We start from the raw sequence: 26,648 nt of genomic DNA, 5'->3' as shown, positions 1-26,648 counted from the left end.
AATACGATCAGGTTTGAGAAACTTGCAAAATAAGAAAAGGAGATGATTCAGATGATTCATTATCTATTTAATGCCTATATCGGTAAAAATATGATTGAAGGTGGACTGACAAAAGTTGAAAATGAGGGACAGATGGGTGAAGATTTTGAGCAGGAGTTCAATGTTGAACCTGCGCAGATGAAACTCGCCGGCTACTTTGAAGCCATCGGTTCACTATTCCTGTTCGCATCCTTCCTCGGCAAGTCGTTCACACGTATTGGGTCACTTATGATCAGTTCCGTACTCGGGGTGGCCATCTTCAAACACCTTAAAGCCGGTCATGGCTATGAAGGCAGTAAGAATGCCCTCAAGTTCTTCAGCTTGAGTCTTCTCAGCTTCATCGAGACTTTCAAAAAGAAATAGCTTCACCCTCTTTGGATGAAAAGCCGGCTCTGGGCCGGCTTTTTTGATGAGCATTATTATTTTATACGTTCGTGCCGGTCTGTATAATATATGATGCTATAAAAAGAAAATGTTGTCGGGAGGGGATGTTTCACGTGAAAAAAGGATTTGCTGTGCTTATCATCATCGGCCTTATTGCGGCTGGCCTGTTCATAGCAGATAGTCAGACTGAAGATGGCCTATGGGAAACATTGGAGTACCACCTGCTTCCCGACCCGATGGCAAATAACACTTATGATGCCGGGGAATGCACCTACCATGTCTTCGAAAAAGTGAAGGCACAAGGGGATATGATAGAAACCAGTTGGCGAGATGCCGACCAATGGGCAGAAAATGCAGCAGCTGATGGCTATACAGTCAATGATGAGCCAAAAATAGGTGCCATTCTTCAAACTGAAAGAGGGGAGCTTGGACATGTTGCCTACATCGAATCCATCAATGAAGATGGTTCGATTCACATCTCCGAAATGAATTATACCGAGCCCTATGAAGTAACCCAACGTACCATCACGTCAGATAATACAGACCGCTATTCCTACATCCATCCAAAGGAGAACCCGCGTCCAAAAGACTTGGAAACGCAGTCATAATCCAAGAATCCTCTTTAATATAACGCTATGTGTTATAAATAATGTAACACTTGGCGTTATAAAAATAGATTAAATCGTTAATATGTAGGCATTCCAGCGTGTTATTCAAACGGTATTCCAAAGCATCCATAACATGCCCATTATACCTCAGGGCAGCCTGCTCAAATTTTTCCCTTCCTCTTCAAAGGTTGCTATACTTCCATTGTACTTGGAATTAAACAGGAGGTTTTTATAAATGAATGAAGTCATAGAGACACTAAAGAGTCACCGTTCCTTCCGTTCATATAAAGATGAGACGGTTGACGAACGGCAATTGGATGAAATAATCGAAGCCGTACAGGCTTCACCCAACTGGGCCAATGGTCAGCAGTATTCCATCATTGCTGTAAAAGACCCTGATCGAAAGAAGAAGCTAGCAGAAATGTGCGGGAATCAGAAACACATCGAGGAAGCGCCTGTATTCCTGATATTCTGTGCGGATTTTTACCGTACATCCATTGCCAGCGAGATGGAGGGACAGCCTTTGAACATATCTGACGATATCGACTCCCTCATTGTAGGAACAACGGATGTCGGCATCGCTCTCGGAACCGCCGTCACGGCTGCTGAATCACTCGGACTCGGCACTGTGGCCATCGGAGGGATACGCAGGAAATCCGCTGAAGTGATTGAAATGCTTGAACTGCCGGAGTATGTCATTCCAATATCGGGCCTGTGCATCGGACATCCTGCTGAAGACCCTGAACAGAAACCACGCCTTCCGAGAGCGGCTGTGTATCATGAAGAACACTATAATCATGAGCTGAAGCCACTGCTTGAGAAATACAACAGCATGTATACACAATATCTCCAATCAAGATCAGACAACAACAGGATTGGTACGTGGACGGAGTTCGTCGCTATGTTCTTCAGTAGACCGTACTACCAAGGCATTGATGAAATGCTCAACAGACAGAAGTTCCCTGGTGGAAAGAAATAATTCCATACTATAATTTTGAATAGTGAAGCCGGAGAGATTGTTCCGGCTTCACTATTGTTAACTTTTTCGACACTTATTTGAGAATCAAATCAGAAAAGGATATGCCATAGAAAATTCAGGAGATCTTTTGCAAACAAATAAATCATCATTACAAAAAAACTCAACCCAAATACAATAAGAAAAATACTTACCATAAAGAACGGAAAACGCAAACTTCCGTACTCCTTGAACATCGTTATTCTCCTTTCGCGCATCTGTATCAGACAAAACCCTCTTTAAAGGGGGAGCTTACACCATTTCTTATAATATGGGGAGAAACCTTATGTTACTACCGTAAATCCATAGTTTAAATGGAACTGAAAAGTCCTTTCTTGGTATCGTTCCTCGTGTTACACAGGCATTACCGTCATCATTTCCTCTTCCGCCGTTTCGGCTTCAATGCCTGCGGTCCATGAGTTGCGATAAGATGTAGGAGTGGGCGCCATGCATTGGTGTGCTGCTGTGTTCCCTTCCCTTCAGCGATCCGCTTGAGTTGCATGGCATAGTAGACGTTCCCTACAGCCGGCCCTACCTTTTCATCCAATCCCTTTATGCCTGTAGTGAGGCGCCTTGTCGTTATCTTCTCGTAGTCGCCTGACATGATCCGGTTCGGAAGAAGGGGATCCAGAGCCATGGGCCTGGCAATGCCGATCATATCTGTATGCCCCTTTTTAAGAGCGGCCTCCATACTTTCTTTGGACCTGAAGCCGCCTGTAACGACTACGGGAATATCGACCTTCTCCTTCAGTTTTTGGGCATAGTCCAGGAAGAACACTTCCGAATCCGTACCCGTCGACATTTTCGGCTGTTCATAATTTCCTCCTGAAATTTCAATCAGATCCAGACCCATTTCTGACATTTTCTCAACAACAATGAGTGATTCTGCCTCCGTAAGACCATCCCGGTTGAAGTCGGAAGAATTGAGCTTCAGCGAAATGGGGAAAGCTTCCCCCAAAACCCTACGCATCCCCTCATAAATTTCGGCCAGGAAACGCATTCGGTTTTCAAGATTGCCACCATACTCATCATCCCTCCGATTATCATGGGGCGAGAGGAACTGGTTGACCAGATAGCCATGGGCACCGTGGATCTGCACGCCGGTAAACCCTGCTTTTTTGGCGATTTCTGCGGTATGAACATATCTTTCTACAATACTTTTGACTTCATCATTCGCCAGTGCACGCGGCGGATTAAATGCACTCCTCAGCGCGTCACCCATTGGAATGGCGCTTGGTGACACAGGCTCTTTGGACATGGTTTTCGGCGACTGCTTGCCGGGGTGGTTGATCTGCATCCAGAGATGCGTATCGTCCTCTGTGCCCTTTTCTGCCCATCTCTTCAACATATCCATATCTTTCTCATCCTCGATGACGACATTACCTGGCTCCCCGAGGGCATTGCGGTCTACCATTACATTCCCCGTCACGACTACACCAGCACCACCCCTGACCCATTCATGATACAGTCTGATGTGCTTCTCTCCAGGCTGATTGCGACCCTTGGCCATCGTTTCACTCATGGCCGACTTGAAGAAACGGTTTTTCAGTGTGACGCCATTCAGTTCCAATGGTTCTGATACTTTCATAGTTAATCCCGACTTTCCATTCTTATTTATTTCGTTTGTGCCACCTCTTCATGCGTAGCTATAATAGGAGATATAAAGTCCTTTTCCCCATTGCATGCATCATAACCCAAAGCTGATATGACAATTCCCATATTAAAAATATCAGGTGGAACTTCCAATAAAAATGTAACATCAGCAGTGAAAGGAACGTGGAAATGATGATAGGAAAATTGAATGATGTAATCGACTATATAGAAAAGAACCTTTCCAATGACCTGCAACTCAGCGATGTTGCACGCTATGTCGGGGAGTCGGATTACCACTTCAGAAAGCTTTTCTTGTACATCACAGGCATGCCACTCAACGAATACATCAAGAAAAGAAAGCTGTCCATGGCGAATCAGGACCTGGTTCAGGGGCATAGTGTAACTGAAGTCGCCTTCAAATACGGCTATAACTCTGTCGAGGGCTTTTCAAGAGCCTTCAAATCCTGGAGTGGCATGCTGCCCTCCGAAGCCTATAGGAAAGGTGCCATCACATCATTTCCCAAGCTTTCATTCTATATCGATGTTAGAGGAGGAGAAAATATGGAAGTGAAACTAGTAGAAATGCCTGCTTTCACAATAGCCGGGGTGGAAAAAAGGGTCCCAATGCAGTTTGAAGGGGTCAACGATTCCATCATGGAACTTGCGAAAAGCATTACAGAGGAACAAAGGGACGAAATGCGACGAATACAGAACATTGATCCGCAGGAAATCGTCAATGCGTCATATGATGCCGCTGAGAAATTCATGAAGGAAGAAGGGGAACTGACCCATATGATTGGTGTACTGACGACAGAAACAGATATCAGCGACAATCTGGATAGGAAGCATGTGGAGGCCTGCACATGGGCTGTTTTTCCCAACGAAGGAAAATTCCCCGAGACAATGCAGGAGACGATGGCGCGGACCCATTCCGAATGGCTGCCTTCTTCCAACTATGAACTGATCGAGGCACCGACATTCTCGTTCACCCAAATGAGTACAGAAAAAAAGGACCACGCATACAGTGAAATATGGCTGCCGGTAAGAGGAGTTCAATAAACTGAAAGGAGAGACCATCTGAAGAGATGGTCTCTTTTATAATGCAAAATTCTTTTATTCTATATTTATATAATTATAAATGTTTGAATTTTACAATATCAGGGAAACAGCATATAAAACTGAGTTGGAAAGGGGTATTGGAATGCCAGATTCTTTTGAGATTACATTGAACGGCAGAAAACAGCAGGCTGCAAAGGATAACACCGTGCTCAATTACCTGAAGGAAAACAATGTTGAACCGCCCAACCTCTGCTATCATCCGAGCCTCGGTGCTCTGGAGACATGTGATACATGCATAGTCAAAGTGAATGGCGAATATGTACGCTCCTGTTCCACGGAGTTGAATCCGGGGGATGTCGTGGAAACATTCGGTGAAGAAGTCCATGAGGCACAGCTTATTGCTATGGACCGTATTCTGGGAAATCATGAACTCTACTGTACAGTCTGTGATTTCAACAATGGCAACTGTGAGATACATAACACGGTCAAGGAAATGCGGATCAGCCACCAGGAGACGCCACATGAGACCAAAGGTGCCGAAGTAATGCGCAATGCTTTCTACCGGTACGACCCAGACCAGTGCATCCTGTGCGGCCGCTGTGTAGAAGCCTGTCAGGATCTCCAGGTCAATGAAACACTGTTGATCGACTGGGAGCTCGAGAAGCCGCGTGTCATCTGGGACAACGATACGACAATCGATGAATCTTCGTGTGTCAACTGTGGACATTGTTCCACAGTGTGCCCATGCAATGCCATGATGGAAGTTGGCATGGAAGGCGAAGCGGGCTTCCTGACAGGCCTGGCGCAGGAGTCCTTCAGGCCGATGGTGGATATTACGAAAAATGTGGAAACTGGATACGAATCCCTCATGACCATTTCCGATGTGGAGGCGCAGATGCGGGAGGACCGCATCGAGAAGACGAAGACGGTATGTACGTACTGTGGTGTCGGGTGCTCGTTCGATGTCTGGACGAAAGGCCGCGAGATACTGAAGGTGGAACCGCAGGTCGAAGCGCCGGCAAATGGAGTCTCCACATGCATCAAAGGAAAGTTCGGCTGGGACTTTGTGAACAGTGAAGAACGCCTGACCAAACCACTCATCCGTGAAGGCGATGCATTCAGGGAAGCAGAATGGGAGGAAGCACTCGACCTCATTGAAGGCAAGTTCAAAGAAACCATAAAAGAGAAAGGGGCCGATGCCTTGGCCTTCATCTCATCCTCCAAATGTACCAATGAGGAATCATACTTGATGCAGAAACTTGGACGGGGTGTCATCGGGACAAACAATATCGACAACTGTTCCAGATACTGTCAGTCTCCTGCCACTATGGGACTATGGCGTACAGTCGGATACGGCGGTGACTCTGGAAGCATTACGGATATCGCGCAGGCGGAACTTGTAATTTCAATCGGATCAAATACGGCAGAGTCGCATCCGGTTCTCGCCACACGCGTAAAACGTGCCCAGAAGCTGCATGGACAGAAAGTAATCGTCGCAGACCTCCGTGAACATGAGCTGGCCAATCGCGCAGACCTATTCGTCAGACCGGCCCCGGGCAGCGATCTGATATGGCTCTCTGCAGTGACCAAGTACATCATCGACCAGGGCTGGCATGATGAATCATTCCTTCGCGACCATGTGAATGATGTTGAAGAATACATCGAAAGCCTCGACAAATATACACTCGACTATGCTTCAGAAGTGACGGGCATGCCAAAAGAGCAGCTGATCGAGATCGCAACTTCCATCCATGAAGCGAAAACGACCTCTATTCTTTGGGCCATGGGTGTGACCCAGCACGGGGGCGGCAGTGATACAAGCACAGCCATTTCCAACCTGCTGCTCGTGACCGGCAACTACATGAAACCGGGGGCAGGCGCCTACCCGCTCCGCGGTCACAACAATGTTCAGGGTGCAAGCGACTTCGGCAGCATGCCGGACCGCTTCCCCGGCTACCAGTTTGTCTCGGATGATGAAGTCCGTGCACGTTTTGAAGAAGGCTGGGGCACAAAAATACCAACAAGCAAAGGGCTCAATAACCATGAAATGGTCGAAGCCATCCATGAAGGCAGCCTGGAAGTCCTCTACCTGAAAGGGGAGGACATGGGCATCGTCGATTCAAACCTCAACCATGTCCATTCGGCCTATGAAAAACTGAAGTTCTTCGTCGTGCAGGATATATTCTTCTCGAGGACATGCGAATATGCAGATGTCGTCCTTCCAGCCAGTCCAAGCCTGGAAAAAGACGGCACGTTCGTGAACACGGAGCGCCGCTTCCAGCGTCTCTATAAAGTCATGGATCCGCTCGGCGACTCCAAGCCGGATTGGCAGATCATCACAGAAATCGCCAACCGCATGGGTGCAGGATGGAACTATACCCATCCAAGTGAAATCATGGATGAAGCCGCTTCCCTGACCCCACTGTTTGCTGGTGTCAGCTATGACCGACTTGAAGGCTATGACAGCCTCCAGTGGCCGGTGGCGGCGGATGGTACAGATACGCCGCTCCTGTTTGAAAAGGAATTCCCGCTGCCTGAAGGCAAAGCGCGCCTGTGGCCGGTGGAATGGACGAAGCCGCTTGAGTTCAAAGAAGAATATGACCTTCATGTCAATAATGGACGCCTGCTGGAACACTTCCACGAAGGCAACATGACATACAAATCCGAAGGCATCACCAAGCGGACACCTGAAGTCTTCCTTGAGGTGTCACCGGACCTTGCTAGGGAGCGCGGGCTCGAAGATGGCACAAAAGTACGTCTCACATCTCCATACGGCAGTGTCAAAGTACGCTGCGTCGTCACCGACCGTGTCTTCGGCAATCAGCTGTATCTGCCGATGAACTCCAACGGGGAAGGTGCAATCAACTATCTGACAAGCTCGCATTCCGACAAGGATACGGATACACCTGCCTATAAGGAGGTTTCTGTGAAGATGGAAGTCCTTGAACCGAAAGGCGACAATCCGCTGCCTAGAATCAACCACCGCAACGGCAATCCACAACCGCAGATTGGCGTACGCGTTGAAGAGAAATGGGCAAGGGACGACTATATATTCCCAGGAGACCTTGTCAAAGAAAGAAGGGCGAATAAATAATGGCGAAAGCGACAAAAGTCATTCATAAAATGAAGATCGACCCGGAAGTGAAGCATGAGCAGGAACTCAGGGAATTGGAGAACCTGCTCCTTGAGCACAAGGATACACTCCATGATATGTTCGACATCGCCGATAAGCTGAAGGACCGGGAAATACTCAATATGATCAGCAGTGCCCTCGGTCAGAGCGATAGGGTCATCCACCGGATAGTCACAGCAATCGATGAATCCGAAACGCCACAGTCTATGAAGAATATGCTGCTGCTGTTCCAACTGCTTGGAACGATAGACATGGAACAGATTGAACCCATCGTCCTTAAAATCAACAGCGGAATCGCCAGGGCCGCAGAATATGAACACGAGAAGAAACCCGCCGGCTATACTGGACTTCTCGGTGCATTGAAAGATCCCCACGTAATAGAAGGGCTGAATGTTCTCGTAAAGATTGTCAAAGGCATGGGAGAAGGAAAAGAAGATGAGGAGAGAGTCGAGCCTCAGAAAGACCGTCTTGAAAATCCAGAAAAGGAAATGAATGAGGAGCCAAAAGATAACCAGGAGAAAAGGTCCTCAGCATCCAGAAAGAAAAGAGCTGCTTCCTCCTCAAGACCGGCAGCAAAATGGTATGCCTTGGCGGCAGGTGCCGGCGCGCTCGCCATTCCTTTGCTAATGAAAGGCCAAAAAGTCAAAAACAATTCCCCTGTCGAATGACAGGGGATTGATTTTGCAGTTTAAAAACCATTGGAAAATAATTCAGACCAGGGTGATACGGATGAAGATATACACTGTAGGTCATTCGACCAATACAAAAGAACAGTTTATTAATATGCTGAGAAAGGCGGATATTCAGTATGTAGCGGATGTCCGCGCATTCCCCTACAGCAGAAAACATCCACAGTTCAATGGGGATGAAATGAAGGCATGGCTCCGGGAAGAAAAGATGGACTATGCGCATTTCCCAATGCTCGGGGGTAGAAGGGGGACATCTGGAGTTGTCGGCAGCGATTTGAACAGCGGCTGGGACAACCGGTCATTCCACAACTATGCAGACTATACCCTGACGGATGAGTTCAAAGAAGGCATGGAAATGCTGGAAGCCAGGGCCAGGGAGGACAATGTCGTCTATATGTGCTCGGAAAGGCATCCTGCACGATGCCACCGTCTGATCATAAGCAACTGGCTCGCTGCAAACGACTGGGAGGTGCAGCATATCATCAACAACTCCAAAAACGAACCTGAACTGGTCAGCCATGAACTGGGAAGATGGGGCGCGGCACCGATCATAGAAGCCGATGGCACCGTAGTCTACCCCCAGGATGTCTGATCTATTCGGAACCGGACAGGGACTGGAAATAGGCATACTGCAATTTCTTTACCTCTTCAGCCAGAGTTTCATCCGGGCCTTCCACTGTAATATCCTCCACGACCTCTTGAATCGACAGTCCTTTCAGCCGTCCGGAACCGATGCCCAGTTCTTCCTGCCAGCCCTTCAGCTGTCTGGTTGAACTGGCATAGACAATCCGGCCCAGGCCTGCCAGAGCATGGGCGGAGGCGCACATGGAACAATGTTCACCTGAAGTGTATACGGTCGCATGAGGACGATCCGCTTCGTGCATGTTATTGACGGCCCATCGGGCGATTGCGAATTCCGGATGCTGTGTATTGTCCCCTCCAGAAGTCCGGTTATGATCTTCAAAGAGCACTTCGCCGTTCTCGGATACAAGTATGGATCCGAACGGGGCATTTCCTTCTTCCAATGCTTTTTGGGCCAGTTCGATGCACCGTTTCAAATATTTACGATCCGTTTCAGTAATCATGATTCCACCCTTTCCAACATTTTTTCATCTGGTCACTTCAATCATAGTCGGGCCCCAGTACACCGTCAAACAAGTACGCTTCCAATTGAAATTATTTTCATTATATTCTTCTTTCTCTATAATTACTGGTAATACATCCAATAGGAGATTAAATATGATCAAATTTGAAAATGTGACAAAACGCTATGGTGATAAGGTTGCAGTGGACGATGTGAGCTTTGAAATCGAAGAAGGGGAAATTTTTGTCCTCATCGGACCTTCAGGCTGCGGCAAGACGACGACTTTGAAGATGATCAACCGCCTCATTCCATTGAGTGAAGGCTATATCTATTTCAAGGACAGGCCGATCAGCGACTATCCTGTTTACGAAATGCGCTGGGATATCGGGTATGTACTCCAGCAGATTGCACTCTTTCCGCATATGACAATCAAGGAGAATATTGCGCAAGTACCGCAGATGAAGAAATGGCCGGATGAAGACATCGACAAAAGGATAGATGAACTGCTTACGATGGTCGGACTGGAGCCGCCGGAGCAGTACAAGAAGCGCATGCCGGCTGAACTATCCGGCGGCCAGCAGCAGCGCATCGGCGTTATACGGGCACTTGCTGCGGATCCGCCAGTCATACTTATGGATGAACCATTCAGTGCACTCGATCCCATCAGCCGCGAGAAGCTTCAGGATGATCTCGCAGATCTTCAGGAGAAGATACAGAAGACGATCGTATTCGTAACGCATGATATACAGGAGGCACTGAAGCTTGGAGACCGCATCTGCCTCCTCAAAGAAGGTCATGTCGAACAGATCGACACCCCCGAAGGATTCATGACCAACCCGAAAAATGACTTTGTCAGGGAGTTCATCGGTGACCTTGAATCGTACAGGATGCAGCAGGTGACGGTGGGAGATATCGCTAAAGATCATCCTCCCCTCCATCCAGGGGAGCGGGGAGACTACCCGGAAGTCTCCCATGAAGCTTCCATACAGGATGTGTATAAATACTTATCAGAACATGAAGGCATTCTCGTCAGAGAGAATGATGAAAGAAGAGTGCTGAAGCATAGGGATATCTTCAAATACCTCGATACCAGTCAGCGGGGTGACGACCGATGAATACATTCTTCGAAACTTTGAATGCAAGAAAAGGCGAACTGCTCACAACACTTATCGAGCATATACAGATATCCTTCATCGCGCTGCTTATTGCGGTCATCATCGGTGTGCCCCTCGGCATTATGCTGACAAAAACGAAAAAGTTATCCGAAGTCGTTATAAACATAGCAGCAGTGCTCCAGACCATCCCTTCCCTTGCGCTGCTCGGTCTGATGATTCCATTATTCGGCATCGGTAAGGTGCCCGCCATCATTGCACTGGTCATCTATGCACTGCTGCCGATCCTGAGGAATACCTTTACCGGCATAGACGAAGTCGACGATTCGCTTGTCGAAGCTGCCAAAGGAATCGGCATGAAGCCGATGCGTCGCCTGACCAAAGTCGAGCTTCCGATTGCGATGCCCGTCATCATGGCCGGCATACGCACCGCAATGGTACTGATCATCGGTACCGCGACACTCGCTGCACTCATCGGGGCTGGCGGCCTCGGTGATCTGATTCTGCTTGGAATCGATCGGAACAACACGTCACTCATCATCCTCGGTGCCATACCAGCAGCCCTGCTTGCCATCTTTTTTGATATAGCGCTTCGGGTGATACAGAACCTCTCCTATAAAAGAATCATCATTACACTCGGCACCATACTGGTCGCAATGCTGCTGATTTCCGCCGCTCCGCTCCTCGCACAGAGAGGAGATACGATAACAATCGCAGGGAAGCTCGGCACCGAGCCTTCAATCATTACGAATATGTACAAAATCCTCATCGAAGAGGAGACGGATTATACGGTGGAGGTCGAAGATGGTCTCGGCAAAACGTCCTTCCTGTTCAATGCATTAAGGTCTGACGATATAGATGGGTATCTCGAATTTACAGGAACGGTCCTCGCTGAGCTGACAAAAGAAGAACTGGATTCCAAAGAGGAAGAAGCGGTATATGAACAGGCCAATAGAAGCCTCGAGGAACAGTTCGACATGACGCTGCTTGAACCGATGGAATACAATAATACCTATACACTTGCCGTGAAACGTGAATTCGCAGAAGAGAATAGCCTGGAGACGATTGGAGACCTGAGAAGCATCGAAGACGAGATCAGTCCAGGATTTACATTGGAATTCAACGACCGTGAAGACGGCTGGCCGGCAATACAGGAGGCATATAGTCTCGACTTCGATAATATCAGAACCATGGAACCAAGCTTAAGGTACCAGGCGGTGGAGGGCGGAGACATCAACCTTGTCGATGCCTATTCCACTGACGCGGAACTGAGACAGTTCGACATGGTCATCCTTGAAGATGATCGGAATGTCTTTCCTCCTTACCAGGGCGCCCCCCTCTTCAAGCAGTCATTCCTCGATGAACACCCTGAAATCATCGAACCATTGAATAAACTCGGTGGTATGATCAGCAACGAGGAAATGCAGGAAATGAACTACAGGGTGGCAGTCGAAAGTGAAGACCCTTATGTCGTTGCAGAGGATTACTTGGAAGAAGCCGGTCTGATAGAGTAGAAATTGAATGGACAGTACAACTGGGCACTGTCTTTTTTTAGGAAAACCAAATACCTTTCACCCAGTAGGGTAGAAGTAGAGTATAAAGGTATAAATAAAAGGGGGAGTCATAATGTCAGATGTAAAATCCGAAGTGGAGAAATTGGATGGCTGGGCACTCGAGGGAGAAAAGATAAGCAAGAAATTTAAGTTTGCCAAGTATTTGGATGGTATCGATTTTACAGAAAAAATAAGCATCTATGCTGAAGGGACCCAGCACCACCCAGGAATAACAATCAACCATACGACAGTCACAGTGTCTTGGACGACCTTCTCCAAAAAGGAGTTGACTGAAAAGGATATTGCCGGAGCCAAGGCCTGTGAGAACCTGTATCGCCTTTTTGAGCAGACAAAGAAATAGATACCATCATAATGCCCATGGGAGCTGACTCCCATGGGCATTATCTTTTCAAGGGCTTTTGAAGAACAGTCTTCCATTTTAATTTGTAACGCTATGCGGTACTTGTTAAACACCTCTAAATCAATGTTCCTACATAAAATATAACGTCTATATAATGTGATTTTTGGCAGCTTATCCATTGGATTATGGAAATCCAAATTGTGCTTCTCCATTAATTTTGTTACTATCAATAGGTTATTTATTTATATGAACGTAAATACAGTGGAGATTATATCCCACGCACAATAAGGAGCAGATCAATGAAGGATTCTTCAAATCCTGACAGTAGGAAGTTATCGAATGTCTTTATATACTCAGTCATTATAGTCGCATTATTGGTAGTTATTGGTGCAATCAACCCAGAGCGGTTTGGGGCAGTGTCAGGTGCCATAGCAGATTGGGTAAGCAACTACTTCGGATGGTATTACATGATCATCACATCCGCCATGTTGTTCTTTTGTGTTTTTCTGATCTTCAGCCCCATTGGGAAATTGAAATTGGGCAAGCCGCATCATAAGCCGGAATTCAGTACCCGTTCATGGTTAACCATGCTTTTTAGTGCCGGGATGGGCATCGGTGTTGTATTCTACAGTACGTCCGAACCCATTGCGCACGTCATCGCGCCCGCAACTGCCGAACCTGAAACAGAAGAAGCCATACTCGAGGCCATACGTGCGACCATATTCCACTGGGGTGCACATGCATGGGGAATGTACGGCGCAGTTGCTCTGGCCCTTGCCTATTTCCAGTTCAGAAAAGGCGAATCAGGATTGCTTTCCAAAACGCTGCGTCCGATATTAGGGGATAAAGTCGACGGACCTTTAGGTGTCATCATTGATGTGCTCACCGTCTTCGCCACAGTAATAGGGGTTGCCGTGTCGCTTGGCGTCGGTACTACACAGATTAACGGGGGACTGAATTATCTGTTTGGCCTCCCGATCAGCCTGAGCATGCAGGGCATCATCATAGCTGTGGTGACCATCCTCTTCCTCGCCAGTGCATGGAGCGGCTTGACAAAAGGAATCAGATATTTGAGCAACCTGAACATGGTGTTGGCAGCTATATTGCTTTTGACTGTTCTCATACTAGGTCCAACAATGCTGATATTGAATATGCTGCCGACTGCTGCTGGGGAGTACATCAACACATTTGTAGCAAGAACCCTTGATGCAGCGCCGCTGAGCCATCAGAAAAATGACTGGCTGCAGGCCTGGACAATCTACTACTGGGCCTGGTGGCTGAGCTGGAGTCCTTTCGTTGGCATCTTTATCGCGCGTGTCTCCAAGGGACGCACAGTCCGTGAATTCATTATGGCACTTCTCATCGTACCGACCACCATCGGCATCATCTGGTTCACCGTATTTGGCGTCACCGGCATTGAGATTGCCGACAAAGTGCCATCCATTGTGGAACTTGGACCGGAGACGCAGCTGTTCGCCATTTTCAATGAACTGCCGCTCAGTGTACCGCTTTCCATCATAGCAATCATATTGATATCGTCATTCTTCATCACATCTGCCGACTCCGCCACGTTCGTATTGGGGATGCAGACATCGAATGGTTCACTGCGTCCATCAGCAAGGATAAAAATCGTGTGGGGGATTGCCCTGTCATCCATCGCCTATGTCCTTCTCCTTTCCGGAGGGGAGACAGGGCTCGAGGCCCTTCAGTCTGCAGCCATCATTGCAGCATTGCCATTCAGCTTCGTCATCATCATGATGATGATTTCGTTCTACAAGGATGCCGATGAAGAAAGAAAATATTTAGGTCTTACCATCACTCCGAACAAACATCGCATGAAAGAGTACCTCAACAGGGAACAGAGGGAGTACCAGGAGCAGAAGGAAGCAGGCATCGATGAAAGGGATCTATAGTTTGAGATAGAAAGGAGCAGAGAAAACTCTGCTTCTTTCTATATTAGTGAGACATCATTTTATCAACTTCAACAGGGTATTGGAATATTCAGAAATAATACAGTCACATCTCCATATTACAGATATCGGTGTATATTGTAACCTGCTTATTATGTGGCTGTAACCACAGTGGCGGATAAGCGTGTTATAGTGGGTCTTGTGCTTGAGAAAGCAGGACATCAAAACGTGATGCACCCCAAAGATGACAAACAATCGATTGATGATATAAACCCATTTATGGAGGATGAAAATTTCTATGAAGAAAACAATACTGACGACAACACTCGCACTTGGACTTGGCGTATCCGGCATCGCAGCCGATCAGAATGCAGAGGCTTCAGAGGTCAATAAAGCTGAACTCGCACAGATGGCGCAGAACAATTCAAGCGCACTGAACAATGCACCGATCCACGAAGGTGAATACAGCTACAACTTCACCGTCGACGGTGTAAACTACAGCTTCGAATCCAACGGTACACACTATACATGGTCCTATGGCGGCTACAGCGTAGAGACGCCAGAGGCTGCTGAGACAGCACCACAGGAGGCCCCTCAGGAGGCGGCACCGCAGGTGACTGAAGCAGCACCAGTTCAGGAAACTGCGCCACAAGTGACGGAAGAAGCACCGCAGGAAGAAGCACCGCAGGTCGTTGAAGAGGCGCCGGCACAACAGACGCAGCAGGTCGAGGATGTACAGGCAGCGGCGCCTGCAGCTGACGGCTCCACGAAGGAACAGTTCCTCGCAGCAGGCGGTTCAGAAGCAATGTGGCAGTCCATCGTAATGCCGGAATCCAGCGGCAACCCGAATGCCGTCAATGAACTGGGCTACAGAGGCCTCGGTCAGACGAAGCAGTCCTGGGGCACCGGTTCCGTACAGGAGCAGACTGAAGGCATGCTGAACTATGCAGAAGAACGCTACGGCTCCGTTGCAGAAGCCATCGAATTCCGTGAAGCAAACAACTGGTGGTAAGATCTTCGCCCGTATCTACTCCCTTATGAATTGGAAATCTCAATTCATAAGGGAGTTTTTTTATTAAATTATCCAATAATTTTTTACTGAATATAACAAATTTTATTAAAAGTGATACCATGGAGATATACCCATTCTCAGTGTGCTCTCTTTTCATTGAAAATAGGAGGCCCACTGACTATGTGCAAGTCTCAGAATAGCTGACTCATATAATCGCTTACGGGAGGGGATTAATCGTAATCCATATCAGTCTTTTGCAATCTGCTGCCTAGACATGACGTAAAATTACAAAGATGGGAGAATACATATGGAACTTACAGGCACATTGATAATAATACTCGCAGTTGCCGCATTGCTCATCGCTGGAGCCATTGGCTGGTATCTGTTCATGAAGGCCAGGTACCGTACCGTTCCTTCCAACGAAGCACTCATCGTTACCGGACCGAATCTCGGGGATGAAACCAAAGAGACGAATATATATAAAGACGACCAGGGCCGTTATATGAAGGTCATCCGTGGCGGTGGCCACAGGCTCAAACTTTTCCAGACCGGTACGAGAGTATCCCTGAAATCATTCCAGCTGCAGATTTCAACACCAAAGGTCTATACACTTGAAGGGGTGGGCATCTACGGTCAGGCTGTCGCAACTGTAAAAGTGGCCGATGACCTGGATGGCATCGTAAAGTATGCAGAACAGTTTCTCGGTAAGGACCAGGAGGATATCGAACATGAAATATCCGAAGTCCTGAATTCAAATCTGCGAGCGATCCTGTCCAAGATGACAGTGGAGCAAATCAACAAGGATCGCGAGAGCTTCAACGAGCAAGTGCGTGAAATCGCCCAGGACCAGCTGAACAGAATGGGATTCAAAATCACTTCACTGGGCCTATCGGACTTGAAGGATGATGAAAATTATCTTGAAAACCTCGGCCGCCCGCAGATAGCCAGGGTGAAGAAGGAAGCAGAAATCGCAGAATCCGAAAATAGGCGTGAAACAGAAATCCAGCAGGCTAAAGATAATGAAGACATTTCCAATGAACAGTACAAGAGAGAAATGAATATCGCCGACAGCCGCAAGGAAAAAGACTTGAAGGACGCCAAGATACTTGCTGAAACCGAGAAGGAAAATGCAGCAGCCAGAGCCGCCGGCCAGCTTGAAGAGGAAGAGAGGCGCCTGGAAGTGGAACGTCAACGTCTGGAGATCCGCGAGCAGGAGAAGCAGAATGAATTGAAGCTTCGCCAGATGGAGCGTGAAAATGATGTGGCGCTTGAGAAGCAGCAGGTGGAGGTCCGCAGACAGCAGGCTGAAGCAGACTACTATGCACGCACCAAGGAAGCTGAAGCAAGAGCCGAGGCACGCATGGCCGAAGGTAAGGCCGAAGCGGAAGTCATCAGGGAGAAGAGCATGGCAGAGGCTGAAGCCATTGAACGCCGTGCCAAAGCAATGGCTGAGCACAAAGACGTCATCATCCTGGAACAGTTCATTGAAATCATGCCTGAATTCGCCAGAGCCGTCAGTGAATCACTGGGCAATGTGGAATCCATCCGCATTCTGGATGGTGGCAGTGGAGACCAGCTGAATTCATTGCCGAACACAGTCACAGGAACCATGGCCAAGCTTCAGGAAAGCATGGGACAGATGACCGGTTTCGATCTGGAAAGTTTCCTCGGAAACCTATCCAACGACGAAAAGAAAGAAAAGGATCAAGAGCCTGCTGACACACCTGAACAGGATAGGGACGATTATTCCATTTAGCATCAGGTGCATTATTTACAACAGGAATTAAAAACAGGGTCGGGCCATTATTCATAATGGCCCGACCCTGTTTTTAGCATATCCATTTTGTTTCTGCCTTTAAAGATCCAGCAGCTACATCCTGCTCCAATTTAAAGTCAATTGAAGTTTCGCATAAACGCACTTGGAACTTCCGATTCGAAACGTAAGGACGCTCCAGTCGTCGGATGTCTGAAAGCCAGGACATGGGCGTGCAGCCCCATCCTCCGAATCGGATTACTGCAGGAGCCATACTTTTTATCCCCCACGATGGGATGACCAAGTTCCTGCATATGAACACGAATCTGGTTTTTACGTCCCGTATCCAAATCGACTTGCATCAATGATAAATTTCGATTGGACTTCAATACTTTATAGTGGGTTACAGCTTTCTTCCCATGGTTTGGATTTTTGCTCGACCGCACAGTGAGCGTTTTATCTTCCGTCAGCCAGGAAGTGATCGTCCCATCCTGCTCCACCCTTCCTTCGACCAGTGCGATATAGGACCGCTCCGAAATGACGTCCTTCCACGCATTCTGCAGCTTTTGCTGCACTTTTTTGCTTTTGGCGAACATCATGACTCCCGAAGTATCCCGGTCCAGCCGATGGACGACGAAAATCCGGTTTTTGGGATGACTGCGCTGTACATGATCTGCGAGCTGACGGTAGGCAGTCATCTGATTCTCTTTCTCCGACGCAATCGACAGCAGACCCGCTTCCTTTTCAATCACAATCACATCATCATCTTCATGCAGAATTTCGATTCCTTTGATTTTTACATTTCTGGCACCAAAATGGGATTGAATTTCAACCCGGTCTCCAGGATGGAGAGGCGCATTAAACTGGGTCGTTGCTTCACCGTTTACATACACTTGGCCGCGGCCCAAAATCCCCTTCACTGACTTGCGACTGCGTGAAGGCATCTTTTCAAATAGATATTTCAATAGTTCTGTTGATTCCTGTACTTTCCATTCTGCATCCGGTCCGCTTGACTGCTTTTTATTTTTCATTAAAAAAACTTCCTTTACTTCGTTCTCTTTTGATTACTGTCTTCTATTCATTCTAAACGACTGATGATCATTTGGAAAATATAAGTACGGTTCTGTAGAGTAATAGAAAATGGGTAGACTATAGTATGTATTCTAATATTATCAGGCGTTCCATATTCCATAAAGCTGGAATCGGATGTTCATTAAAGACGAAGGCGGAGATATGATGAAGGAATTTTACAGCGATGTTATTCAATATAGAGGCACACATTATGATTTTGGCTATTTCCAGGGAGAACTGCTTAAAGCATCCCTGATTCTGCCCAACCGTGAAAAACAATGGGAATCCCGTAGAGATCGGCATTTTCTAATCAATCCTGAAGAATATAAAAGTGTAATTTCAAATTTTTCACCAGCCATACTGGAGGAAATTCATGGACTTGCTGATGCACTCGAGATGGAAATGGAGAAGGCATTCCGGCTATTCGGCGGTTATTATTTGGAATATACACGAAGCGGCTGTTCTGTTTTCACCGATGCCGACTTCATGGTCCGCAATTACGACAGCCATCCGCGTGGATATGAAGGGCGTTATCTGTTCTACGCACCCACTGACTCCGGATACGCTGTAATCGGCCCCTCCATGCAGATTACGGGAAGAATAGACGGTATGAATGAAAAAGGACTTGTGATGGGCTACAACTTCACCCACAGTAAAAATTCAGACGATGGATTCATATGCAATATGATTGGCCGTCTGGTACTAGAGACATGCGCAAACGTGGAGGAAGCCATATCTCTATTGAAAGACCTTCCTCACAGACACTCATTCAGCTATATCCTTTTGGATGCCGAGGGTGAATCCTACGTCGTTGAAGCATCGCCGAGGAGAGTCGCCGTCAGAAGATCCAATGTATGCACAAACCATTTCCACTTGTTGGATGAAGAGAACCGTTATCGCCAACAGGAAACACGCGAGCGGGAAGAAACGATACAGTACGAGCAGCAGCAAGCGACCAACCCATACCAGGCTTTTAAAGTAATGAACGATCCCGCACATGGCGTATTTTCCAACAAATATGACGCTTCAGCAGGAACGATACACACTTCCGTCTATTTTCCAAAAGAATTGAAAGCATGGTTCGTGATAGGTCCAGACAAGAAACCGGTCATCTTTGACTTCAACAAATGGCTGAAAGGCGACAATGTCAACGTCAAGCAAATCAAAGGAACTCTTGAGTACCACCGTCCCTTTGTGAACATGGGTTAAAAGATTCCCAATCTTTGAGTAACTTTCATATCGGTACTGGAAAATTTAAATCTACTCAAAAGTCCTTCGTGTGACGCTTTATACGTCCCCAGTAACGATAAGAGACCCAGGTTAAAGTCACTACTGCAATCCACGCAACAATCACTATCACGCCACGGAACACTGACGGATTCACTGCAAAGGCACCTAAAGCCACAAGAGAAACCTGCCCGGGGATGGAGGCCAGAAGAGTAGCGGATATGAATGCATACTGCTTTATACCCAAAGCTCCAGCACCATAATTCACCGGCCAGTATGGCAGGCCGGGCATCAGTCTCACCGTACACATGGCCCAGAATCCCGCATTGCGGAGATAATTCTCTACAAGGGAACCATGGCTTCCCAGGAGTTGAAAGGTGATACGTTGACCCAGTGTACGCGCGAGCCAATAGCCAATCCAGGAGCCAAGCATCACTCCAGAGAGGGAGAGCACTGTCCCTATAATCAGACCATAGAGTGAACCGGCCACCAGGGCAGGTACCGTTATGGGGATGGGGGTGATGGCAAATGCTGCTGTAATACCTAGGAATACCAGCCAGCCGGCCCAGCCATAGCTAAGAATAATCTCCCTCATCTCCTCCGGTTCAGGCAGATTCAGATTGAAGCCCGCCCATAACAATGATGCACCCAATACGATCAGAATAATCAAAGACAATATCGAACGTAGACGGAAAATGCCATTGCGCTCTTTATCCAAACTCATAAATTCCCTCCCTTTGACTTAGGCTTGAAGCCCCTTGATGTTCAGTAAATTTGAGTTTTTAATCATATCATTATATGATCAGTTTTATTTATGATAACTCTCATTCCTGATGACCTTATTCACCCTGAATATCTGTTCAAGCAGCATGACTTTCATCATCTGATGAGGGTAGGTGAGGGCGCCGAAACTGATTGCCTGGTCGGAACGCCTACGCACACTTTCTCCAAGGCCATTGCTGCCGCCGATGATGAATACGACATCACTCCTGCCGGTATTCATCCATTTTTGATACTCTTCTGCCAATGCTTCACTGGTATACGCTTTGCCTTTAATTTCCAAGGTGACCACGTGCTGTGTATCCTTGATTTTGGATAGAATCTTCTCAGCTTCCTTCTCCTTGATAATTTCGATATCTTTAGCACTTGCATTGTTCGGCTCCTTTTCATCGGGGATTTCAATGAGTTCGAGCTTTGCATAGCCGCTGATACGCTTTTTATACTCCTCAACAGCCTGCTTCCAATACTTTTCTTTCAACTTTCCAACACTGATCAGTGTGACTTTCATTTTAAATCATCCTTTTGTACGAGCTATAATAGCTTGACTATAATTCTGAATTGTTAAATAATTAGAGTAACTTTATACACATAAAGTGAGAAGGGAGTAATCATATGTCAAATACAACTTACAGTATACTGAAATTCCGGAACTTGGACGAGCTTCGGAGGATAATCGATTACGCCATCAAAGACGGAAAAGATTTTGATTTCAATTCAATAGAACCGATACCGGACGCTCTGAAGGTAGAGCACATCCCCTATCAGGATGCCGCCATTGGCTCCTACTATAACACCCTCGACAGGGAAGAGCAGGTCTCTCTCATTGAAGATCTCAAGGATAAGCATTATACGAATGTCGAGGAGATTATTGCGCAGGCAGCCGCTCAGGAAAAGGAACAGATTCTGGTGGCAGAGGAACGCATAGACCTGGGGCAGAAATATTATGAGAATATAATGGAATATGGCTATCCTGACTTCTTCGAATGGGCGAATGATCACTGGAATACAAAAGGGAATGCGATAGATACGGTGGTCGACGAGGAAAACCTGGAAATTTCATTTTCCACTTCTTCGAGAGCCGTCGAAAATTTGATGAAGAACCTTTATGAGAAAACGGACGTCCCTTTCATCTATCAATACACCAATGATACGTTTACTGTCTATGGGGAGATGTGCTGTGATGAAGAAGGTATAAGAAATAGTCAGATTGATGAGAAGTCGGTAAAGGAGATTTTTGCTGAAAGAAACGCCGGTTAGTTTGACTTATCCACAGTATTGTAGATGAACTATAGTGAGGATATTCACAGTAGTTCATCTATTTTCATGCATAGACTAATAGTTATCCACATTTTTTTAACATATCCACGGATAAATACTCATTATTCATGAATATTACTTTTGTTTACTCATTAAATCCACATAAATATAAATAAAACAGCCAGTTTTACACGACTGACTGCTTACTTATCCACACTTTTTATACTTTACCCACATTTATGACTATTTATCCACAGAGTTTTCACACATTTCCGTGGATAACTTTTATATCTGATATATCTTTGTCGGTACGGCTTTGTCTGTATCGCTTATCGTTACATGGTTGTCCGTATCGATATCATATTGGTTCAGTACCTGCTCGACGCTCATCTTCGCCAGTTCCTTTATATTGTTGTCCAAACTCAGATGGCTGAGATATATGCGTTTTGTACGGTCGGTTATAACGTCACGCATGGCGTGTGCAGCATCCTCGTTTGAAACATGTCCGACATCGGATAGTATCCTCTGCTTGGTCACCCATGGATATCTGCCCATTCTGAGCATATCGACATCATGATTGCTTTCAAATACAAAACAGTCACTTTCCTTGATGATACCCTTCATCTGATCGGAGACATAACCTGTATCGGTGATGATGGAGAGTTTCCTGTTGTCTTTCATGAATGTATAGAATTGTGGATCTATGGCGTCATGGGAGACACTGAAGGATTGTACATCCATGCCGAGCAGTTCTTTTTCCTCCAAGGGATTGAAGTGGAACTTCTTGTCGCTATGGACTTCGATATCCTTGGCTTCTATCCTCTGCCACGTCTTCTCATTGGCATAGATTGGAATGCCATAGCGTTTGGAAATGACTTTGAGACCTTTGATATGGTCACTGTGCTCATGGGTGATGAGTATGGCATCGATATTCTTCAAGGAAGTATCCAATGTATTCAGCGACTCCTCTATACGTTTGCAGGAGAGTCCCACGTCTATGAGCAGGCTGCCTTTTTCAGTTTCTATATACGTGCTGTTCCCGGTGGAACCGCTGGCTAACACGCTCATCTTCATTACTGTCACTCACTTTCGATAATATCTTCTGTTTCACTGATGGCATCGACATAAATTGCCTTTTCGACACCCTGATCTGTAATCTGGAGTTCCCATTTCGGTCTGAGAAGCACCTGGTCATCATCGCTCAGGATAATATAGTAGCCGAGTCTTGCATTTTCTATCACTGCTTCCTCGGATATCCTTTGCCGCATATAGAGATCCGACACAACCTGTCTTGGATTTCTGACTGCAATCGGGGAAGTAAGGCTGTTTTCACGCAGATTTGTGATGTAACCCTGCTCATATTCTATCGCTTCCGTACCATTCCCTCTATATATCAAACGTGCCGCTTCATTGTTGAAAATCGGATAATCACCATAGTATTGGTTGAAAAGCATGGCGTTGTCATTGCTCATTATGTCATCATACTGGTAATTTCCGCCCCTGTAAACCTGTTCTTCCTTATGCCTCCGGAGGGATTCCGCCGTCATTTCGAGTGTACCGCTTCCAGCTTCAAAATCCTCCTGGATGATGTAGCCATCATTGATAATTTCAACACTGGCTTCAGAGACTTCTTCGACTTCGTTGAAGTCCACTTTCTCACCAGCGAGTATATTCAGTTTTTCAGGCTGATGCTCGGGAAGCTGTGTCAGGTCGATATTGGTTTCTTCAAGCACCCCTGGTGAATTTTCAATTTCCCTGATGTCCTCCTGCTGCTTGTTGTAGTACATCATGAGGAGGGCGACGTTGATGAGCAGAAAAACGAGAATATAGAGAGACTTGGTCAATTTCCAATCCATTACTCCAGACCCCCTTCATTGAACCGCATCCATTCCCCGTCGTACTTCACATACCATTCTGGTAAGAACTCGACCACATTGAGTTCCGTCTGCGACTCCGAGAAGCGCATATCATAACCGATGGTGATTTTCGATATTTTCTGCAGGTCGATGTCTTCATTCAGGGCAATCTGATAACGGACATCTTCAATACGGGCAAGTGACTTCGTTTCTTCACTTGGAATCTGTGCATTGATGTAGAGCAGGGGCCGTTCGTATTCGAACAGTGCATTGCTGCCATATTTCGTTGTGACGGTATGGGCAATTTCATCACTGAACACGGCGTAGCCATTCAATGTATACCGGTATGTCGACTGGCTGCCTTCCTCATCATAGTCGAACAGCATATGTTCCGGTGCTAGACCTATATGGGAATTGAGGAAATTGAAACTCCGCTGGATGGTCTGATGGGGGTTGCGATCGGACGTCAGGGATTCATCCAGATTGGTGTATACATAGTTGTAGGTTTCCGTGTTGTAGGTCGCCAGACTGTTTTCCCCTTCGTATACATACACATCCTCATTCTGGGTCACGCTGATTTCATCTTCCATGAAAAGCAGGTCATTGACCGTGTCTATGCTGATCTGTGTCGAAAGAAAATTCTCTATGCTCACTTCCCCCGGATCATCCGGTCCATATATGGCTGTCTTATTATTGGATGTCTGCTGGTTGGTGATGATGGAGGTGTAGTCTTCGAAGGAATTTTCATACTCATTGACAATGGAGAGCAGGTACGCGCTGTCTATATTCGTCTGGGCTACCGCCACACGATCCAGCGCTTCATTCAACAGATAGAAGGTGACCTGGGGGGAGGCGATGTCCACGACGATACGGTCGAAGTTGTAATCGGGCAGAGTGCCTTCATATGTGAATCCAAGCACCTGGAAAAGAGACTTGGAGGGTATTTCTGAGGGATAGTCGACGATCAGAAATTCTTCATTACCATTCTCCTTCACTGCAGGCTCCAGACGGTTCATATTATTGTAGACATCTATACCTTCGATTTCGGTGCCATCCAGAAATTCTCTGACACCTACCACAGCATTTTCTTCTATCGTTCCTCTGACATTTTCTCCATCCACCCAGATGAGCTGATAGGCGCGCATGACGCTGTCGAATGGAACAGGCTCCCCCTGGCCGATATTGGAGGTGGATTCGATTGTCGTATCAATCTGTGAAAATTCCGGCTGGTAGCTCCATACCATATAGGTCAGTATGGCACTGCTGACAACAAGAAGAAAGAGGAGAACCGATTTGGCTGTTTCCCTATACATCCCAATCATCCTCCTCGAGCGTTTCGCATGGCAGATTGATGAATATCGTCGTGCCTTTGTTCTCAACACTGTTTGCCCATATCCTGCCATCATGTGCTTCCACTATTTCCTTCGAAATGGCGAGCCCGAGTCCGGTGCCGCCCATTTTGCGGGCCCGGCCCTTATCCACACGATAGAAGCGCTCGAATATACGCTCGACCTTGCTCGCCGGTATGCCGAGTCCATTGTCTTTGATCTGGACCGTCATCCTGTTGTACAGACGGTTCTGTTTCACATGGAACTCCACTTTTTTGTAATTGCTGTTCGAGTATTTGATGGCGTTGGAGATGACATTATCAAGCACCTGTCCCATCTTGTCCATGGCAATCTCCGTGAAAATCGGAGTCTCAGGAATATTGCGGACAAACTCCACATCATCCTTATGCGTCATCTCGAAACGGTCGATGATCCGGTTCAGGAACTGGTTGAAATCGACAATTTCACGTTCCAGCTCCTCTGCCTCATTGTCCATTCTGGAAAGCTGCAGCAAATCTTCTACGAGGCGGATCATCCGATCCGTCTCCTCGCGTGTCACACCCAGGAATTTCGGTGCAAGCTTTTCATTCCTCCATGCCCCTTCCTGGAGGGCTTCGATATAGCTCCTCATGGAAGTGAGCGGAGTCCTGAGTTCATGGGAGACGTTTGCCACGAATTCCCTGCGCTCATTATCTACACGTTCCTGTTCGGTTACATCATGAAGTACTGCGATATATCCATTGATGAATCCGGTATCCTTCACGATCGTCGAGAAGCTTACCCGGATCGTCGTCTCCTCGTCATCTTGATCGACGAAAATCAGCTGGCTTTCATTCATCTCCTGGATGTCTTCAAGCGCCATATCCTCCTCCAGTTTCAAAAGTTCCAGCATGTCCTCTCCATGGAGATTCTTACCCGACATGCCGAGCATATCCAGAGCCATCTCGTTGACGACACGGATGCGTCCTCTGCGGTCTGTGGCGATGATGCCGTCCGACATGTGGGTGATGACGGAATCCAGGCGCTTCTTCTCACTTTCAGTATTCGCCTGTGCCTCTTGGACACGCTTCGACAGGATGTTGAAGGAGCCTGCGAGTTCGCCGATTTCATCACTGCTGTAGATTTTTACGCGGGATGTATAATCACCTTCCGACATGAGGAGCGCCTGATTCCGCATATCTGTAATGGGCTTTGTAATGGTCCGTGCAATGAAGATGCCGAGGATGCTTGTGATGATCAGTGAAATTACAGTGGCAATGATGAAGGTGTTGTTGATCGCCTCCAGCTGCTGGTATACCGTTTCTATATTCGAAGCCGTATATATGGCACCGAGGATCTGGTTGTCCTGTATGACCGGCTGGTTGAGCAGCCAGACACGCTGATGGTTCTGTTCCACATCGACATAGATCTCCTCATTGCGCGTGCCGGTAGTGATTGCTTCTTCGGTGAGCGGGGCATTGATCCTCGAACCGATGCTCGATTCATTGGAGATTCGGCTTGTGCCCACGAGGACATTATCAGAGTTCACATATCTGATTTCCTCGATTTCCGGCCTGTTTCCATAGTCGGAAAGCAGATTCTGAATCTCTTCACGGAACTGTTCACTATCATCTCCATACTCGGTGTAGAGTTCGTTGATCCTCGTATCTATGAGACTCACCTGTGTCTCGATGTTGTCCTGGAAGTTTCCGGTCAACTCTTTCTCAAGCGTATTCGTAAAATACAGACCGATGATCTGCATGCCGATGACGATGAGGAGCACATATATGATAACAAGCTTTATATGAAGAGACTGCAAGTTTCTGAAAAACTGCTTCATCAAAA

Annotated in this window: 24 protein-coding genes; 15 read left to right on the top strand and 9 right to left on the bottom strand. The window is 47.0% G+C overall.

What is annotated here, in order from left to right; translation table 11 throughout:
- Positions 1-51: 51 nt before the first annotated feature.
- The 3 genes from BO53_RS0106990 to BO53_RS0106980 all read left to right on the top strand — a co-directional run bounded on the left by BO53_RS0106990 (position 52) and on the right by BO53_RS0106980 (position 2,010).
- Positions 52-402, top strand: coding sequence for a hypothetical protein (locus tag BO53_RS0106990; RefSeq protein WP_031546854.1), 351 nt, complete (start codon positions 52-54; stop codon positions 400-402).
- A 125-nt stretch (positions 403-527) separates the two neighbouring features.
- Positions 528-1,031, top strand: a complete 504-nt coding sequence (locus BO53_RS0106985; protein WP_051683049.1) for a CHAP domain-containing protein — start codon at positions 528-530, stop codon at positions 1,029-1,031.
- 235 nt (positions 1,032-1,266) lie between these two features.
- Entirely contained in the window at positions 1,267-2,010 is a 744-nt protein-coding gene (locus BO53_RS0106980; RefSeq protein ID WP_031546850.1) for an NADPH-dependent oxidoreductase, read from the top strand.
- A 409-nt stretch (positions 2,011-2,419) separates the two neighbouring features.
- On the opposite strand, the gene BO53_RS0106970 is transcribed toward BO53_RS0106980, so the two are convergent.
- Entirely contained in the window at positions 2,420-3,634 is a 1,215-nt protein-coding gene (locus BO53_RS0106970; RefSeq protein WP_031546849.1) for an NADH:flavin oxidoreductase/NADH oxidase family protein, read from the bottom strand.
- 194 nt (positions 3,635-3,828) lie between these two features.
- Here BO53_RS0106970 and BO53_RS0106965 point away from each other — a divergent pair, with 194 nt between their 5' ends.
- The 4 genes from BO53_RS0106965 to BO53_RS0106950 all read left to right on the top strand — a co-directional run bounded on the left by BO53_RS0106965 (position 3,829) and on the right by BO53_RS0106950 (position 9,112).
- The gene (locus tag BO53_RS0106965) at positions 3,829-4,698 is read left to right on the top strand and encodes an AraC family transcriptional regulator (protein ID WP_342665368.1); all 870 of its coding nucleotides are present in this window, start codon (positions 3,829-3,831) and stop codon (positions 4,696-4,698) included.
- Between the two features lie 142 nt (positions 4,699-4,840).
- Positions 4,841-7,792 (top strand): formate dehydrogenase subunit alpha, encoded by a 2,952-nt coding sequence (fdhF, locus tag BO53_RS0106960; protein ID WP_031546845.1) that lies wholly within the window; start codon positions 4,841-4,843, stop codon positions 7,790-7,792.
- Positions 7,792-8,499: a helical membrane plugin domain-containing protein gene (locus BO53_RS0106955; protein ID WP_031546843.1), complete on the top strand. Its 708-nt coding sequence runs from the start codon at positions 7,792-7,794 to the stop codon at positions 8,497-8,499. The genes fdhF and BO53_RS0106955 overlap by 1 nt, the downstream gene beginning before the upstream one ends.
- A gap of 61 nt (positions 8,500-8,560) precedes the next feature.
- Positions 8,561-9,112, top strand: a complete 552-nt coding sequence (locus BO53_RS0106950; RefSeq protein WP_031546841.1) for a DUF488 domain-containing protein — start codon at positions 8,561-8,563, stop codon at positions 9,110-9,112.
- A gap of 1 nt (position 9,113) precedes the next feature.
- Here BO53_RS0106950 and BO53_RS0106945 read toward each other — a convergent pair whose 3' ends face one another.
- Positions 9,114-9,605, bottom strand: a complete 492-nt coding sequence (locus BO53_RS0106945) for a nucleoside deaminase (protein ID WP_031546839.1) — start codon at positions 9,603-9,605, stop codon at positions 9,114-9,116.
- A gap of 154 nt (positions 9,606-9,759) precedes the next feature.
- On the opposite strand from BO53_RS0106945, the gene BO53_RS0106940 reads away from it, so the two are divergent.
- From BO53_RS0106940 to BO53_RS0106915, 6 genes are all read left to right on the top strand, one after another.
- A complete protein-coding gene (locus tag BO53_RS0106940; protein WP_031546837.1) occupies positions 9,760-10,719 on the top strand; it encodes an ABC transporter ATP-binding protein in 960 nt (319 codons plus the stop codon).
- A complete protein-coding gene (locus BO53_RS0106935; RefSeq protein WP_031546835.1) occupies positions 10,716-12,230 on the top strand; it encodes an ABC transporter permease/substrate-binding protein in 1,515 nt (504 codons plus the stop codon). The genes BO53_RS0106940 and BO53_RS0106935 overlap by 4 nt, the downstream gene beginning before the upstream one ends.
- A 112-nt stretch (positions 12,231-12,342) precedes the next feature.
- A complete protein-coding gene (locus BO53_RS0106930; RefSeq protein WP_031546834.1) occupies positions 12,343-12,630 on the top strand; it encodes a 4a-hydroxytetrahydrobiopterin dehydratase in 288 nt (95 codons plus the stop codon).
- A gap of 299 nt (positions 12,631-12,929) precedes the next feature.
- Positions 12,930-14,543 carry a BCCT family transporter gene (locus BO53_RS0106925; RefSeq protein ID WP_031546832.1) on the top strand — a complete coding sequence of 538 codons (1,614 nt, stop codon included), beginning with the start codon at positions 12,930-12,932 and terminating at the stop codon, positions 14,541-14,543.
- Positions 14,544-14,838: 295 nt separating this feature from the next.
- Positions 14,839-15,552, top strand: coding sequence for an aggregation-promoting factor C-terminal-like domain-containing protein (locus tag BO53_RS0106920; RefSeq protein WP_031546831.1), 714 nt, complete (start codon positions 14,839-14,841; stop codon positions 15,550-15,552).
- 307 nt (positions 15,553-15,859) lie between these two features.
- Entirely contained in the window at positions 15,860-17,308 is a 1,449-nt protein-coding gene (locus BO53_RS0106915; protein ID WP_037341966.1) for a flotillin family protein, read from the top strand.
- 137 nt (positions 17,309-17,445) lie between these two features.
- Here the strand turns inward: BO53_RS0106915 and BO53_RS0106910 are convergent, their stop codons facing one another.
- A complete protein-coding gene (locus BO53_RS0106910) occupies positions 17,446-18,336 on the bottom strand; it encodes an RluA family pseudouridine synthase (RefSeq protein WP_031546827.1) in 891 nt (296 codons plus the stop codon).
- Between the two features lie 205 nt (positions 18,337-18,541).
- Between BO53_RS0106910 and BO53_RS0106905 the strand changes: the two genes are divergently transcribed.
- Entirely contained in the window at positions 18,542-19,585 is a 1,044-nt protein-coding gene (locus BO53_RS0106905; protein ID WP_031546826.1) for a C45 family autoproteolytic acyltransferase/hydrolase, read from the top strand.
- Positions 19,586-19,640: 55 nt separating this feature from the next.
- On the opposite strand, the gene BO53_RS0106900 is transcribed toward BO53_RS0106905, so the two are convergent.
- Complete coding sequence (locus BO53_RS0106900; RefSeq protein WP_031546824.1) at positions 19,641-20,327, bottom strand: TVP38/TMEM64 family protein; 687 nt, start codon at positions 20,325-20,327, stop codon at positions 19,641-19,643.
- 84 nt (positions 20,328-20,411) lie between these two features.
- A complete protein-coding gene (gene rlmH, locus BO53_RS0106895) occupies positions 20,412-20,891 on the bottom strand; it encodes a 23S rRNA (pseudouridine(1915)-N(3))-methyltransferase RlmH (RefSeq protein ID WP_031546823.1) in 480 nt (159 codons plus the stop codon).
- A 104-nt stretch (positions 20,892-20,995) separates the two neighbouring features.
- Between rlmH and BO53_RS0106890 the strand changes: the two genes are divergently transcribed.
- Positions 20,996-21,640 (top strand): hypothetical protein, encoded by a 645-nt coding sequence (locus BO53_RS0106890; RefSeq protein ID WP_031546822.1) that lies wholly within the window; start codon positions 20,996-20,998, stop codon positions 21,638-21,640.
- A 285-nt stretch (positions 21,641-21,925) separates the two neighbouring features.
- Here BO53_RS0106890 and BO53_RS0106885 read toward each other — a convergent pair whose 3' ends face one another.
- From BO53_RS0106885 to walK, 4 genes are read right to left on the bottom strand one after another with little or no spacing between them, the layout of a single operon-like run.
- Positions 21,926-22,714 (bottom strand): MBL fold metallo-hydrolase, encoded by a 789-nt coding sequence (locus tag BO53_RS0106885; RefSeq protein WP_156956113.1) that lies wholly within the window; start codon positions 22,712-22,714, stop codon positions 21,926-21,928.
- Between the two features lie 5 nt (positions 22,715-22,719).
- Positions 22,720-23,496 (bottom strand): two-component system regulatory protein YycI, encoded by a 777-nt coding sequence (gene yycI / locus BO53_RS0106880; protein ID WP_031546820.1) that lies wholly within the window; start codon positions 23,494-23,496, stop codon positions 22,720-22,722.
- Entirely contained in the window at positions 23,496-24,809 is a 1,314-nt protein-coding gene (locus tag BO53_RS0106875) for a YycH family regulatory protein (RefSeq protein ID WP_031546819.1), read from the bottom strand. Before BO53_RS0106875 ends, yycI begins: the two co-directional genes overlap by 1 nt.
- Positions 24,802-26,643, bottom strand: coding sequence for a cell wall metabolism sensor histidine kinase WalK (walK, locus tag BO53_RS0106870; RefSeq protein WP_031546818.1), 1,842 nt, complete (start codon positions 26,641-26,643; stop codon positions 24,802-24,804). Before walK ends, BO53_RS0106875 begins: the two co-directional genes overlap by 8 nt.
- Positions 26,644-26,648 lie beyond the last annotated feature (5 nt).

Origin of the sequence: Salinicoccus luteus DSM 17002, assembly GCF_000712035.1 — a bacterium.
GTDB lineage: Bacteria > Bacillota > Bacilli > Staphylococcales > Salinicoccaceae > Salinicoccus > Salinicoccus luteus.
Note: the sequence above shows the minus strand (reverse complement) of the source record. Positions and strands in the feature narration are given on the sequence as shown.

Coding starts and splice junctions, on each gene's coding strand:
- BO53_RS0106990 (WP_031546854.1), top strand. CDS start 52: ATGATTCATTATCTATTTAATGCCTATATCGGTAAAAATATGATTGAA.
- BO53_RS0106985 (WP_051683049.1), top strand. CDS start 528: ATGTTTCACGTGAAAAAAGGATTTGCTGTGCTTATCATCATCGGCCTT.
- BO53_RS0106980 (WP_031546850.1), top strand. CDS start 1,267: ATGAATGAAGTCATAGAGACACTAAAGAGTCACCGTTCCTTCCGTTCA.
- BO53_RS0106970 (WP_031546849.1), bottom strand. CDS start 3,634: ATGAAAGTATCAGAACCATTGGAACTGAATGGCGTCACACTGAAAAAC.
- BO53_RS0106965 (WP_342665368.1), top strand. CDS start 3,829: ATGATGATAGGAAAATTGAATGATGTAATCGACTATATAGAAAAGAAC.
- fdhF (WP_031546845.1), top strand. CDS start 4,841: ATGCCAGATTCTTTTGAGATTACATTGAACGGCAGAAAACAGCAGGCT.
- BO53_RS0106955 (WP_031546843.1), top strand. CDS start 7,792: ATGGCGAAAGCGACAAAAGTCATTCATAAAATGAAGATCGACCCGGAA.
- BO53_RS0106950 (WP_031546841.1), top strand. CDS start 8,561: ATGAAGATATACACTGTAGGTCATTCGACCAATACAAAAGAACAGTTT.
- BO53_RS0106945 (WP_031546839.1), bottom strand. CDS start 9,605: ATGATTACTGAAACGGATCGTAAATATTTGAAACGGTGCATCGAACTG.
- BO53_RS0106940 (WP_031546837.1), top strand. CDS start 9,760: ATGATCAAATTTGAAAATGTGACAAAACGCTATGGTGATAAGGTTGCA.
- BO53_RS0106935 (WP_031546835.1), top strand. CDS start 10,716: ATGAATACATTCTTCGAAACTTTGAATGCAAGAAAAGGCGAACTGCTC.
- BO53_RS0106930 (WP_031546834.1), top strand. CDS start 12,343: ATGTCAGATGTAAAATCCGAAGTGGAGAAATTGGATGGCTGGGCACTC.
- BO53_RS0106925 (WP_031546832.1), top strand. CDS start 12,930: ATGAAGGATTCTTCAAATCCTGACAGTAGGAAGTTATCGAATGTCTTT.
- BO53_RS0106920 (WP_031546831.1), top strand. CDS start 14,839: ATGAAGAAAACAATACTGACGACAACACTCGCACTTGGACTTGGCGTA.
- BO53_RS0106915 (WP_037341966.1), top strand. CDS start 15,860: ATGGAACTTACAGGCACATTGATAATAATACTCGCAGTTGCCGCATTG.
- BO53_RS0106910 (WP_031546827.1), bottom strand. CDS start 18,336: ATGAAAAATAAAAAGCAGTCAAGCGGACCGGATGCAGAATGGAAAGTA.
- BO53_RS0106905 (WP_031546826.1), top strand. CDS start 18,542: ATGAAGGAATTTTACAGCGATGTTATTCAATATAGAGGCACACATTAT.
- BO53_RS0106900 (WP_031546824.1), bottom strand. CDS start 20,327: ATGAGTTTGGATAAAGAGCGCAATGGCATTTTCCGTCTACGTTCGATA.
- rlmH (WP_031546823.1), bottom strand. CDS start 20,891: ATGAAAGTCACACTGATCAGTGTTGGAAAGTTGAAAGAAAAGTATTGG.
- BO53_RS0106890 (WP_031546822.1), top strand. CDS start 20,996: ATGTCAAATACAACTTACAGTATACTGAAATTCCGGAACTTGGACGAG.
- BO53_RS0106885 (WP_156956113.1), bottom strand. CDS start 22,714: ATGAAGATGAGCGTGTTAGCCAGCGGTTCCACCGGGAACAGCACGTAT.
- yycI (WP_031546820.1), bottom strand. CDS start 23,496: ATGGATTGGAAATTGACCAAGTCTCTCTATATTCTCGTTTTTCTGCTC.
- BO53_RS0106875 (WP_031546819.1), bottom strand. CDS start 24,809: ATGTATAGGGAAACAGCCAAATCGGTTCTCCTCTTTCTTCTTGTTGTC.
- walK (WP_031546818.1), bottom strand. CDS start 26,643: ATGAAGCAGTTTTTCAGAAACTTGCAGTCTCTTCATATAAAGCTTGTT.